This is a genomic window from Mesorhizobium sp. M0058 (genome assembly GCF_040323095.1).
Lineage (GTDB): Bacteria > Pseudomonadota > Alphaproteobacteria > Rhizobiales > Rhizobiaceae > Mesorhizobium.
On the sequence record NZ_JAMYUQ010000010.1, the window covers coordinates 158,123 to 170,098 of the forward strand.

An 11,976-nucleotide genomic window follows, 5' to 3' on the forward strand; every position below is an offset into this window, starting at 1 on the left:
CATGGATCCCTACGCTCTCAAAACGCTCAATGCCGAACGCCGGGCCCGCCGCGCCGCGATCCTGGTCACCGATCTCGGCGACGGCCGCGACCGCATCGTGCGCGAAGGCGACCAGGTTGCCGGGGAACTCGGGCAAGCGATCGCCAAGGCATTTCGCACCGGCAATTCCGGTTCGGTCGAGGCTGAAGGGCGCACCTTCTTCCTCAACGCGCATTTGCCGCAGCCGCGCCTGGTGGTAGTCGGCGCCGTCCATATCAGTCAGGCGCTGGCGCCGATGGCCAGGATCGCCGGCTATCCCTTGGAGATCGTCGATCCGCGCACCGCCTTCGCCACCCCGGACCGTTTTCCCGATGTAGCCCTGCATGCCGAATGGCCGGAGGATGTGGTGAAGCGCCAGCCGCTCGACAGCTATACGGCGCTCGCCGCCGTCACCCATGATCCGAAGATCGACGATTTCGCACTGAAGGCCGCGCTCGACGCCAACTGTTTCTATGTCGGCGCACTCGGCAGCCGCAAAACACACGCCAGGCGCGTCGAGCGCCTGCTGGCGCTCGGCGCCAGCGCCGACCAGATCGCCCGCATCCACGCACCGATCGGTATCGACATTGGCGCGGCGAGCCCGGCCGAGATCGCCGTCGCCATCCTGGCGCAGACGATCCACGCCTTTCGCTCGCGCGGTCTCGAAGCCAAAGGCGCGGCGGCGTGAAGTTCGGGCCGATCCCGATCGATCAGGCGCAAGGCGCGGTGCTGGCGCATGCCACGACGGCGGGCGAGCGGCGTTTCCGCAAGGCGCACAGGCTGAGCACGCAGGACGTGGCGGTGCTGAAGGCGGCCGGCATTACCGAGATCGTCGTGGCGGTGCTTGCCGCCGATGACCTCAGCGAGGATGCGGCGGCCGAAAAGATTGCTGCCAGCATGGCCCACCGCAACATCGAGGCAAAACCGGCCGCGACCGGCCGCGTCAACCTCCATGCCAAGGCCGCCGGTCTCTTCACCGTCGATGCCGCCATGATCGACGCCATCAATGCGGTCGACCCGACCATCACCATCGCCACGCTGGCGCAGCACGCGCCGGTTGAGCAGGGCCAGATGGTGGCGACGGTCAAGATCATCCCGTTCGCCGTTGCCTCGGCCCTTGTCGATGCGGTGACAAAGATCTGCGCCGGCGGCGAGATCTTCGCCGTCAACGCCTATCGGCCGGTGCGTGTCGGCGTCATCCAGACGGTGCTGCCCGGCATCAAGGCGAGCGTGCTCGACAAGACGCTACGCGTCACCGAAGCGCGGCTGGCACGCTCCGGCGGCCGGCTGACGACGGAGCGCCGCACGCCGCACGAAATTGCGCCCGTCGCCGAGGCCGCCGCCGCGCTGGCGCGCGACAACGACATGGTGGTGATCTTCGGCGCCTCGGCGATGAGCGATTTCAACGATGTCGTTCCGGCGGCGATCGAGGCAGCAGGTGGCACGGTGATCCGCGCGGGCATGCCCGTCGATCCCGGCAATCTGCTGGTGCTGGGCACGCTCGACGGCAAGCGCGTCATCGGCGCGCCCGGTTGCGCCCGCAGCCCCAAGGAGAACGGATTCGATTGGGTGCTCGACAGGCTGATCGCCGGCCTCGACGTCACCGCCAAGGACATCGCCGGCATGGGCGTTGGCGGCCTCTTGATGGAAATCCCGACCCGGCCGCAGCCGCGCGAGCCGCTGCCGGCGAGAGCCGGGCTGAAGGTCGAGATCGTGCTTCTGGCCGCCGGTCGCTCCAGCCGCATGGGCGGGCCGAACAAGCTTCTGGCGCTGTTCGACGGCAAACCGCTGGTGCGCCGGACAGTCGAGCGCGCACTGGCCTCGAAGGCAACCAGCACCGTTGTCGTCACCGGCCACCAGCGTGAGCGGGTGCACCAAGCCTTGACCGGCCTCGACGTGATCTTCGCCGACAATCCGGATTTTGCCGACGGCCTGTCCTCGTCTCTAAAAGCCGGCATTGCCCGCGTTGGAGCCGAGGTGGCCGGCGCCATGATCGTCCTCGGCGACATGCCGGGTATCTCATCGGCCGATCTCGACCGGTTGATCGAGGCCTTCCGTAGGGACGGCGGCCGCTCAGTGGTGCGTGCCGCCCATGACGGCCGCCGCGGCAATCCGGTGCTGCTGCCACGCGCGCTGTTTGGAGGCATCGCTCACCTCGAGGGCGACACCGGCGCCCGCCATCTGGTCGAGGCCGAGGGACTGGATGTCATCGACGTCGAGATCGGCGACGGCGCGTCGATCGATGTCGACACCCGCGAGGCGCTGGAAGACGCCGGCGGCGTGCTGCAGGATTGACAAAGCGAAGCCGAAAAACGCATGCCTTTAGCATGGCTCTCTCTTTACTTGCCTCAGCGCTTCTACCCCCCTCTGGCCTGCCGGCCATCTCCCCCTCAAGGGGGGAGATCAGCAGCCTCGATGGCGGCGTCTATCCTGCAGCTTTGAAGATTGGCGGAAGGCGGCGTGATATCCAATCTCCCCCCTTGAGGGGGAGATGGCCGGCAGCCCAGAGGGGGGCGGCCGCGCTCCATAGCCTTCTGATTTCGCTCTTTTTCCTGTTCTCTGCCGCCCACGCCGACGCGCTCGAACTAAAACCCTACAAGGATGACCTCTTCGCCTATCCGGCGACGCTCTCGTCCACGGACAAAGGCGCCTACACCGTCATCGACTATCGCGAGATGCGCGACATCAACGACCGCGACGAAGTGCCGGAAAAGCGCGTGCATGCGCAGTATACCGACACCGGCGTGCGCAAGGTGCAGCAGGATTTGATGCTGAAAACCGATGCCGGGGATGTCAGGCATGTCGCTGTCGGCAAGACCGATGGCGCCGGCATCATCGTGCTTTACCTGCACGGGCAGGGCGGCAGCCGCAAGCAGGGTGTCGACGACTTCACCTTCGGCGGCAATTTCAACCGCATCAAGAACCTGATGGCCGGCAATGGCGGCCTTTATCTCTCACCCGATTTCACCGATTTCGGCGACAAGGGCGCGGCGCAGATCGCAGCCCTGATCGGCCACTATGCCGAGGCCTCGCCGGACGCGAAGATTTTCGTCGCCTGCGGCTCGATGGGTGGTGCGCTGTGCTGGAAACTTGCCGGCCGCGACGATACCGGACGGCGCATCAGCGGGCTGCTGCTGCTCGGCTCGCTATGGGATGACAGCTTCCTTTCGAGCCCGGCTTACAGGCGTCACGTGCCGGTGTTTTTCGGCCAGGGCAGCAAGGACCCGGTCTTTCCCGTGGAGAAACAGGAAGCCTTCTTCCGCTCCATCATTGCGAACTCGAAAGCCTATCCGACCCGGTTCGTCCGTTTTGAAACGGGCACCCACGGCACGCCGATCCGCATGGTGGACTGGCGCCAAACGTTGAACTGGATGCTGTCAAAAGCGCCCTGAGGCATATGGCCCAGAGGTGCCCGTTGGTTTTGGCGATCATGGTTCGGCCGATATCCTTACTGGGGTAGGCTGATATGATCCAACAGATCGGAAGCACAGCGATGGACGCTCACCCCTTCAAGATCCAAATTCCGAACGAACAACTTGAAGATCTCCAGCGCCGGCTTAGCGCAACACGATGGCCAATTCCGCTAAGCGAAGCGGGCTGGAGTGATGGGGCCGACCTGCCGTTCATCAAGCGCCTTGCGGATTACTGGCGAGACCGCTTCGACTGGAGAGTGCAAGAGGCGCGGCTGAACCGGCTGCCGCAATATCTGACGAGGCTGAACAACCTAGATGTCCACTTTGTCCACCAGCCAGGCAACGGACCGGCGCCGCTGCCGCTGATCATAACGCATGGCTGGCCCGGCTCGTTCATCGAAATGGAACACGTCATTCCATTGCTGGCAGACCCAGCTGCCCATGGTGGTGACCCGGCCGACGCTTTCCACGTGGTAGTTCCCTCCTTGCCCGGATACGGCTTTTCCCAGGCGCCGACGGAACCAGGCTTCCATTCCGGCCGCATCGCGGAGTTATGGGTACAGTTGATGCGGGGGCTCGGCTAAGACCGCTTCGCTTCCCAAGGAGGCGACATCGGGGCGGGCGTTTCCGCCTGGATGGCACGGCTCCATTCCGAAAGCGTGCTTGGCGTCCACGTCAATTACATTCCCGGGAGCTATCGGCCACCCTTGGGTGCAGGTCTGCCACCCGTCACCGTTGAGGAGCAGGCCTTTCTGGACAACGCCGCGGCCTGGACGGCAACGGAGGGCGCCTATGCCCATCTGCAGGGCACGAAGCCTCAGACGCTTGCTTATGCTCTGACAGACTCGCCGATCGGTCTCGCAGCCTGGATGATCGAGAAGTTCCGTAGCTGGAGCGATTGCGACGGTGACGTGGAGCGCACCTTCGGCATGGACACGCTCCTTACGGATGTTTCGCTCTATTGGTTCAGCAACGCGCTCACCTCGTCCTTGCGGCTCTACAAGGAGAATCGACTGTTCCCTCTTGCGTTCGAGACGCTGGAACGCGTTTCGCCGCCATTTGGGGTAGCGCTTTTCCCTCGCGAGTTGCCGATGCCGCCTCGATCCTGGGTGGCGCGGGTCTTTGACGTTCAGCGATGGACATCGATGCCGCGAGGCGGCCATTTCGCTGCGCTGGAGGAACCGAGTCTTCTGGTCGAAGACATTCGCGCCTTCTTCCGGCCGATGCGTTCCCGGCCTGAAACGAGAAGGCGAATGTGAAGGACTGCTTGAGCGCGGCGGTTCCTGCTAAGACCCCTACGGCGCGGTGTTGTAGTCGACCACCGTCTGCGGGTTCTCCTCGCCATCGTAAGACGCGTCCACATCATATTGGACGAGGGAGAAATCGCCGTTACGGAACAGGTATATCCCCTTGTCCGAGGCGTCGCCGATGCCGCGCCATTTGTTGAACGTGGTCAGCGTCTTGGCTTCTTCGTCATATTCGGAATTGGCCGCCCAGCCGGTTGTGCGGAAGCCGATGATATCCATGCCCAGCAGTTTGCCGTCGCTGTCATTGTTCTCGTAACGGATATCCATTTCGGGCTCGGTGAACTGCAACTGCCGCACGCCCGATACTTCGTCGGTCATGTAGTAGACCGAACTTGCGTTATAGGCTGCCGCTTGGCAGTAGAACTCGAAAAGCCGCGTTTCCTTGTCGGGATCGCTGGCAGCCGCGTCCTTTGCCTTGTATTTGATCGAAAAGATGTTCGGCTCCTCGCCGAGAAATTGCTTGTCACACTGATCGCCATAATCAGCGGCGAACAGTTTCTTCACGTGCTCGAGTGCGGTGTCCTTCTTCGGCGGCGGCGGCCCGTCACCACAGCTTGGCGGCAGCGCCCCCTCGAAATCGGCCTTGGATGGCTTCAGCGCGCCCTTGTCGATAAAGATCGGTCGGAACGGCGGGGCCTGGATCTGAGCGCTGACCTGGCGCAGCGTGTAGCAGCCGGCGAAAACTGCTTCCTTGCCGTCCTTGTCGGTGGCGCGGATGGCGACCGGAACGCTGTAATAGATGCTGCCGGCCGCACCTTCATCGGAAATGGCGCCGGTTTCGACGTCGACCTTGTCGGTGCCGTCATAGCCCTTGACGAAGGTATCAAAATCCTTTGCCGGCTTGGTATCGCCGTAGTAAGCCCAGGCGCGGGCGAATTCGTGCCGGTTGATGGCGCTGTAGAGCGAGCGGATGACGGCTGCGGCGTCCGACCTGTCATCGACGTAAGGGGCTTGGTCATCGGCTGCCGGTTCATCGTCGGCGAACACAGCCTGGCCGGATGCGGCAAGGGAGCAAAAGGCGGCCGCTGCCAGAAAGACGCGTCTCATCGGAGAATCTCCACCACGAAAGGAGTCTATCATAGAGATTGCGGCGACGTGGTGACGCTTGAAAAATCCTCCGGGAAGGCGCTACGTCCCGCCGTCGGCGCTTCAGCCGCAATGGAGATTTGAACGTGACACTATCGATGTATGAAGCCTCGGTGCCGGTGTTTTCGGCCAGGCTGAAGGCGCTGTCCGGCGTGCTGTCGGCGGCCGAACAGAATGCAACCGAGCGCAAGATCGACCCGCAGGTGTTTTTGACCGCGAGGTTGGCGCCCGACATGTACGCGCTGGTCAGGCAGGTGCAGGTCGCCACCGACCACGCCAAGGGCGCGCCATCACGGCTGGCCCGTCGCGAGGTGCCGAAATACGAAGACAATGAAGCGACCTTCGCCGAGTTGCAGGCGCGCCTGACCAAGACGCTCGATCTGCTGGCGTCATTCTCAGCCGCCGAATTCGAGGGTTCGGATGAAAGGGTGGTCGAACTGAAGTTTGGCCAGCGCGAAGCCTCGATGCCAGGCATGCAGTATCTGCTGCATGTCGCCATGCCCAACTTCTATTTCCACGTGACCACGGCTTACGACATCCTGCGCCACAATGGCGTGCCGCTGACCAAGGGTGCCTATCTCGGGAATCGTTGACGAATTCGGCATTCCGAGGTTTCCCGGTCGCTGCCGGGAAACCTCGTCTCGCGCTGGTTCAGCGCACGGACATTTCGCGGGCTATGCGCGGGAAGTCGGCCGGCTTGATGCCGATGTCGGCGCGGTCGGCATTGCTCATCGAATGCAGCAACGCCAGTGCGGAACGATAACGCAGATGCTCCTGCGGACGCGGACGGGCAAACATTTCAGTGAAGAACCCCATGATTCGGCCCCTTGTTGATCCTCCACGGCGCCGAGTATAGGAAAATTGTGAAGATTGTGCAGTGCAGCATTTGCATGGCAGCCATTCCAAGCGAATTTTTTTCGGCACAATTGCCGCGTGCGCTGAAACTTGTGGCGCATCCCCACCGTATGCATAGACGCTGGCACATGGCCGGCTTTTCCTCGCCACTCCTGGCGAATTTCCGGACTGCATGCAAATGCAGTCCGGCTTTTTGTTGAGCTGCACCATCAACCGGTCGCGCAAGCCCGGCGAACGCCTAAACTGGTTAAGATCAGTGGCATTCATTTTTAACGAGCCGGTTCTATGGTGCGACCGGCTCTGTTCGCATGCGCAAAACGAGGGGGAGGCTGACATCGGCGCCAAGCGGGATTTCGCTTCCTTGCTCGACGATCTGTTCGTCGCCTCCGACAAGGACGAGGCTGGCGGGGAGACAGGCGCGCGGCCGTCGATCCCGTTCGACTATCTCTCCGTGGCCGACGAGCTTCATTCCGGCCGCATCAAGGTCTCCGGCGAAACCTTCACGGCCGAGTATCGCGAAGCGGGGTCCGATCTTGCCGCCGAATTCGCAGCCCTTCTCGACCAGGCCAAGCTGGCACTGGCCGGCGAGGAAGCAAAGCCCGAGGAGAAGCTGCCACCGATCGATCCTGACGCAATCGCGGTCGAACTCGGCCTCGATCATCCCGTCAAGAACGCCGATCTCGGCCGCATGCGCCGCAGCTTCGCTTTCGCCAACCATCCCGACCGTGTCGCGCCGCATCTGCGCCAGCGCGCCATGATCCGCATGCAGGTGGCCAACATGTTGATCGACGAAGCCAAGCGGCGGGCTTTGGCTGGGGCACGCCGTTAGAGCACTCTCACAATTCACGCAAAGGTTGGAGCCGAGTAGTGTATCAGCCTGGTCGATGAAAGAGCGTTGCGAGAAGATGGACGCGCGTTGCGCCAAAGCCGGAAAAGCGCGGACCTTGCAAAAAAAGCGACTGGGATGAGCACTGTACTCAAAACGATCTATCGAGATGATCGGCTTGCACGGGCCAATATCGTCAGATTTGAAGTAGGTGAAGCTTCTTATTACACGTTCCGTGAGGACGCTTGGTACGAAGGCGAACACGGTCTCGACGAGAGATATGCTTACTGGGCACCCTCCGAAAACAGCTTCGGAGGAGGATTTTACGAGACCGCTGAGGCGGCTGAGAGTGAATGCCGTGCGACTATCCCGTGGCTCAGGAATTCAAACTGAGGCACCACCCGGAGCCGGCAGGGGGTTGGAGAAGCCGCAGCCTTTGCTTTATGCTGGAATCTCCTCCCCGCGCCGTCCGCGCAAACCTCCCGCCGGAGAAACCCCATGCACAAACGCCGTCTCGGTCGGACCGATCTTCTTGTTACCCAGATCTGCCTGGGGTCGATGACCTGGGGCGAGCAGAACACCGAGGCCGAAGGCCATGCGCAGATGGATCTGGCCTTTGAGCGCGGGGTCAATTTCATCGACACGGCCGAGCTCTACCCGATACCGCCCAAGGAGGAGACGCAGGGGCGGACGGAGAAGTTCATCGGCAGCTGGATGAAGGCCAAGGGCAATCGCGACAAGGTCATCCTGGCCTCGAAAGTGGTCGGCCGCACCGCCAACCGCTGGTTTCGTGGCGACCGGCCGTCAAAACTGGTGCGCGCCGACATCTTTGACGCCATCGACAAATCGCTGGCCAAGCTCGGCACCGACTATCTCGACCTCTACCAGATCCACTGGCCGGAGCGCGACATCCCCTGGGGCGCCAACCCGACCCGCGTGGGTGCTGTGCCGCGCCGTGCCGATGCCGTTGGCGCGCCGCCCGGCGAGACGCCGATCGCCGAGACACTCGCCGTCTTCGAGGAGCTCGTGAAGGCGGGAAAGATCCGCCATCTCGGCCTGTCGAACGAAAGCTCCTGGGGCGTCATGCGCTTCATCGCCGAGGCCGACAAGGGCGTCGGCCCGCGCGTCGTTTCGCTGCAGAACGCCTACAATCTGGTCAACCGCACGTTCGAGGTGAACCTCGCCGAGGCCTGCGAACGCGAGGATGTCGGCTTTCTCGCGTATTCGCCGCTGGCGCAGGGCTATCTCACCGGCAAATACGACCATGGCGCACGGCCGCAGGGTTCGCGCTCGCAGCTGTTCAACCGCGGCCAGCGCTACGAGACGCCAAATGCGGCGGAGGCGCAGCTCGCATACAATAAACTGGCGCGTTCCTTCGGCCTTGAACCGGCGCTGTTTGCCAACGCCTATGTCGCCAGCCGGCCTTTCGTCACTTCCAGCATCATCGGCGCGACGACGATTGCCCAGCTTGAGATGGCGCTGTCGTCAGCCGACGTGACCTGGACCGACGAGATGCAGAAGGGCGTGGATGCGATCCACCAGCGCGTCGGCAATCCGTGCCCATAAGCAGACCATTTGGCCGGAATTGCCGAGCAAAGACAAGGGGAAGGGACAGCCATGGATTTTCCGATCGAGACCGTCAGGGGAAAATTTCCGGCGCTGGACCTGACCGACAAGGGCCGCCGGCGCATCTATCTCGACAATCCGGCCGGCACGCAGGTGCCGCAAGCGGTTGCCGACGCGGTGGCGCGCTGTCTCCTCACCACCAACGCCAATCTCGGCGGCTATTTCGAAACCACGCTTGCCGCGCAAAAGGTGTTCGACGACGCCCATGCGGCGATGGCCGATTTCCTGGGTGCAGCGAGCGCGGAGGAAATAATCATCGGCGCCAACATGACGACGCTGACCTATCACATGTCGCGCACGCTCGGCCGCGGCTTCAAGCCGGGCGACGAGATCATCGTCACCCGCATGGATCATGAGGGCAACGTCTCGCCCTGGCTGCAGCTGGCCGAAGATCTTGGCCTCGTCGTGCGCTTCCTGCCCTTCGACGAAAAGAGCTGGCAGGTCGAGGAGGCGGCGCTCAGCGCTCTGCTCACCGACAAGACTCGGCTCGTGGCGCTGAACTATGCCTCGAACCTCACCGGCTCGATCAACCGGGTCAAGGCGCTGACGCGAATTGCCAAACAGGCCGGGGCGCTGGTCTATGTCGATGCCGTCCAGTTCGCGCCGCACGGGCTGGTCGACGTGCAGGATCTCGGCTGCGACTTCCTGATCTGCTCGGCCTACAAATTTTTCGGCCCGCATATGGGCATATTGTGGGGACGCCGCGACATCATCGATGCGCTGCAACCCTACAAATGCCGTTGCTCTTCCAATGGCCTGCCGGAGCGCTTCGAACTCGGCACGCCGCAGATCGAACTGATGGCCGGACTTACCGCAGCGGTCGATTACTTCGCCGAACTCGGTGCTGCGGCCGGCGAGGGCGGTTCGCGAAGGCAAAAGATCGCAAAGGCATACGAAGTGTCGATCGCCTACGAAAACCCGCTGGCGCTGAGGCTGATCGATGGGCTGTCCGCCATTGAGGGCCTGACCATCCGCGGCATCACAGATCAGAAGCGTGTCATTGAGCGCGTGCCGACCGTGTCCTTCACCGTCGACGGCATCGTGCCAGAGACGATCGTGCGGCAGATGAATGCCGAGAACATTTTTCTATGGTCGGGTCACAACTACGCCTGGGAGATCGTCCACCATCTCGGCATTCCGGCCGAGCAGGGAGTCGTGCGCATCGGTATTGCGCACTACAACACGGCGGCAGAGATCGACGAGACGTTGGAAAGCGTGCACCGGGTGATCGCCATGCTGAGGCAGCAGCGCTAGTCAGCTATCGCTGTTTGCCGCCGAAACCGGTGAGGAACGCCGTGAGATTGTCGCCGAGCGCGTCGCAGAGATAGCCGCCTTCCTGGACGATAACCGTCGGCAGGCCAAGCTTGGCAATTGCCTCGCCGATCCGCGAGAAACCGGGCGTGGTCACCGAAAGCCCGCCGAACGGATCGCCCTCGAACGGATCGAGACCGAGCGCCACGACCAGCGCGTCCGGCGAAAAGGCGCGGATACGCTGGAACGCCACTTCGAGGGCCTCCAGAAACGCCGCGTCGGCTGATTTGCGCGGCAATGGCAGGTTGAAATTATAGCCGAGGCCCGGACCTTCGCCGCGCTCATCGGCATGGCCCCAGAAGAACGGATAGAAGCGCACCGGATCGGCGTGCAGCGACACCGTCAGGACGTCGGAACGCGTATAAAAGATGCCTTGCGTGCCGTTGCCGTGATGCAGGTCGACATCGAGGATCGCCACCCGCGCCGCCTGCTTGCGCAACACCTGGGCTGCGACCGCCGAATTGTTGATGAAGCAGAAGCCACCGGCGACATCGGCAAAGGCGTGGTGGCCGGGCGGCCGGCAGAGCGCATAAGCGGCAGGCGCGCCCGATATCACCGCTTCGGCTGCCTCGACTGCACTCCAGGCGCTCCACAGCGCGCTTTGCCAGGTTTCGGCGGAGATCGGGCAAGCGGTGTCGGCCATGTGGTAGCCGGCCTGGCCGACCGCCGAGGCCGGATAGGACCCTGTGCGGGCCAGTGGATGGATGTTGGGCATGACTTCCGCGGATGCGCCCTCGATGCGCTGCCAGCGCGCAAAAATGTGTTCGAGGAAGGCGAGATACTCCGGCGTATGCACGGCCGCCACCGGGCCTAGGCCATGTTCCCTGGGCCGCTCGATCATCAATCCGGCGGATTTCGCGCCGGCTAACAATCGCTCTACCCGCTCCGGCTGTTCGGGATTGGGCTGCGGCGCACCGCTGGACAGAAAGGCCTTCGGGTCGTGGCGTTTCTGCTCCTCGGCAAAGAAGGCTTTCATTCCGCGTCCCCATCCTGCGCTGCATCGGCAAAGGCGAAAAAGGCATCGCCAACAATCTTCTGCGTCTGCTCGTAGCTCGACCAGGCGATGCCCAGCCGCTCATAAAAAGCCTTGGCGCCGTCATTGTCGGTGTCGACGGACAGCCTGAGATAGGCGCCGCCATCCCGGCGGCAGTCGCGCGCGACCCGGCGCAGCAGTCTTTCGCCGATCTTGCGGCCGCGAAACCGGTCCTCGACATAGAGGTCCTGGATATAGACGCCGGGCCGCCCCATCCATGTCGAGAAGATCGGGAAATGCAGGCAGAGCCCCGCAAAATCGCCGCCGATCTCGGCGATCAGGGTGGAGAAGGCGGGTTTGTCGCCAAAGCCGTAGCGGCGGAGATCGCCTGCGGTGGACGTGATCTCCTGATGCGCGCCGATATGGGTGCCAAGCTTGAGCAACGCGGCGTGGATGGTGTCGACGTCGTCGATGGTGCCGGAGCGGAGGGTGACTTTAGGCGAGGCAGTCACTGGAGGTATGATGCCAAGGCACCCCCCTCCGGCCTGCCGGCCATCTCCC

At 63.0% G+C, this 11,976-nt stretch carries 13 protein-coding genes; 9 read left to right on the plus strand and 4 right to left on the minus strand.

The genetic code is table 11. The annotated features are described in order from the left end of the window. Position 1 precedes the first annotated feature (1 nt). The 5 genes from NKJ75_RS18900 to NKJ75_RS18920 all read left to right on the plus strand — a co-directional run bounded on the left by NKJ75_RS18900 (position 2) and on the right by NKJ75_RS18920 (position 4,690). Positions 2-706, plus strand: coding sequence for an XdhC family protein (locus NKJ75_RS18900; protein ID WP_023748573.1), 705 nt, complete (start codon positions 2-4; stop codon positions 704-706). Further along, positions 703-2,313, plus strand: a complete 1,611-nt coding sequence (locus NKJ75_RS18905) for an NTP transferase domain-containing protein (protein WP_352500036.1) — start codon at positions 703-705, stop codon at positions 2,311-2,313. Before NKJ75_RS18900 ends, NKJ75_RS18905 begins: the two co-directional genes overlap by 4 nt. Before the next feature lie 185 nt (positions 2,314-2,498). Continuing rightward, the gene (locus tag NKJ75_RS18910; protein ID WP_245260151.1) at positions 2,499-3,410 is read left to right on the plus strand and encodes an alpha/beta hydrolase family protein; all 912 of its coding nucleotides are present in this window, start codon (positions 2,499-2,501) and stop codon (positions 3,408-3,410) included. 74 nt (positions 3,411-3,484) lie between these two features. Beyond that, positions 3,485-4,015, plus strand: a complete 531-nt coding sequence (locus tag NKJ75_RS18915; RefSeq protein ID WP_245265829.1) for an epoxide hydrolase family protein — start codon at positions 3,485-3,487, stop codon at positions 4,013-4,015. A gap of 123 nt (positions 4,016-4,138) precedes the next feature. After that, the gene (locus tag NKJ75_RS18920; RefSeq protein WP_245274158.1) at positions 4,139-4,690 is read left to right on the plus strand and encodes a hypothetical protein; all 552 of its coding nucleotides are present in this window, start codon (positions 4,139-4,141) and stop codon (positions 4,688-4,690) included. A 36-nt stretch (positions 4,691-4,726) separates the two neighbouring features. Here NKJ75_RS18920 and NKJ75_RS18925 read toward each other — a convergent pair whose 3' ends face one another. Beyond that, entirely contained in the window at positions 4,727-5,785 is a 1,059-nt protein-coding gene (locus NKJ75_RS18925) for a DUF1176 domain-containing protein (protein ID WP_023690172.1), read from the minus strand. A gap of 125 nt (positions 5,786-5,910) precedes the next feature. Here NKJ75_RS18925 and NKJ75_RS18930 point away from each other — a divergent pair, with 125 nt between their 5' ends. Further along, positions 5,911-6,417, plus strand: coding sequence for a DUF1993 domain-containing protein (locus tag NKJ75_RS18930; RefSeq protein ID WP_023690171.1), 507 nt, complete (start codon positions 5,911-5,913; stop codon positions 6,415-6,417). A gap of 58 nt (positions 6,418-6,475) precedes the next feature. On the opposite strand, the gene NKJ75_RS18935 is transcribed toward NKJ75_RS18930, so the two are convergent. Further along, positions 6,476-6,640, minus strand: coding sequence for a hypothetical protein (locus NKJ75_RS18935; RefSeq protein ID WP_023706483.1), 165 nt, complete (start codon positions 6,638-6,640; stop codon positions 6,476-6,478). 400 nt (positions 6,641-7,040) lie between these two features. Here NKJ75_RS18935 and NKJ75_RS18940 point away from each other — a divergent pair, with 400 nt between their 5' ends. From NKJ75_RS18940 to NKJ75_RS18950, 3 genes are all read left to right on the plus strand, one after another. After that, entirely contained in the window at positions 7,041-7,508 is a 468-nt protein-coding gene (locus NKJ75_RS18940) for a hypothetical protein (protein ID WP_023745985.1), read from the plus strand. A 495-nt stretch (positions 7,509-8,003) separates the two neighbouring features. Then, positions 8,004-9,071, plus strand: a complete 1,068-nt coding sequence (locus tag NKJ75_RS18945; protein ID WP_023834159.1) for an aldo/keto reductase — start codon at positions 8,004-8,006, stop codon at positions 9,069-9,071. Between the two features lie 51 nt (positions 9,072-9,122). After that, positions 9,123-10,385 (plus strand): cysteine desulfurase-like protein, encoded by a 1,263-nt coding sequence (locus NKJ75_RS18950; protein ID WP_023834158.1) that lies wholly within the window; start codon positions 9,123-9,125, stop codon positions 10,383-10,385. A gap of 4 nt (positions 10,386-10,389) precedes the next feature. Here NKJ75_RS18950 and NKJ75_RS18955 read toward each other — a convergent pair whose 3' ends face one another. Then, positions 10,390-11,418: a histone deacetylase family protein gene (locus tag NKJ75_RS18955; RefSeq protein ID WP_023739369.1), complete on the minus strand. Its 1,029-nt coding sequence runs from the start codon at positions 11,416-11,418 to the stop codon at positions 10,390-10,392. Further along, positions 11,415-11,927, minus strand: coding sequence for a GNAT family N-acetyltransferase (locus tag NKJ75_RS18960; protein ID WP_023834157.1), 513 nt, complete (start codon positions 11,925-11,927; stop codon positions 11,415-11,417). The genes NKJ75_RS18955 and NKJ75_RS18960 overlap by 4 nt, the downstream gene beginning before the upstream one ends. Positions 11,928-11,976 lie beyond the last annotated feature (49 nt).

Coding starts and splice junctions, on each gene's coding strand:
- NKJ75_RS18950 (WP_023834158.1), top strand. CDS start 9,123: ATGGATTTTCCGATCGAGACCGTCAGGGGAAAATTTCCGGCGCTGGAC.
- NKJ75_RS18925 (WP_023690172.1), bottom strand. CDS start 5,785: ATGAGACGCGTCTTTCTGGCAGCGGCCGCCTTTTGCTCCCTTGCCGCA.
- NKJ75_RS18915 (WP_245265829.1), top strand. CDS start 3,485: ATGATCCAACAGATCGGAAGCACAGCGATGGACGCTCACCCCTTCAAG.
- NKJ75_RS18955 (WP_023739369.1), bottom strand. CDS start 11,418: ATGAAAGCCTTCTTTGCCGAGGAGCAGAAACGCCACGACCCGAAGGCC.
- NKJ75_RS18935 (WP_023706483.1), bottom strand. CDS start 6,640: ATGGGGTTCTTCACTGAAATGTTTGCCCGTCCGCGTCCGCAGGAGCAT.
- NKJ75_RS18945 (WP_023834159.1), top strand. CDS start 8,004: ATGCACAAACGCCGTCTCGGTCGGACCGATCTTCTTGTTACCCAGATC.
- NKJ75_RS18900 (WP_023748573.1), top strand. CDS start 2: ATGGATCCCTACGCTCTCAAAACGCTCAATGCCGAACGCCGGGCCCGC.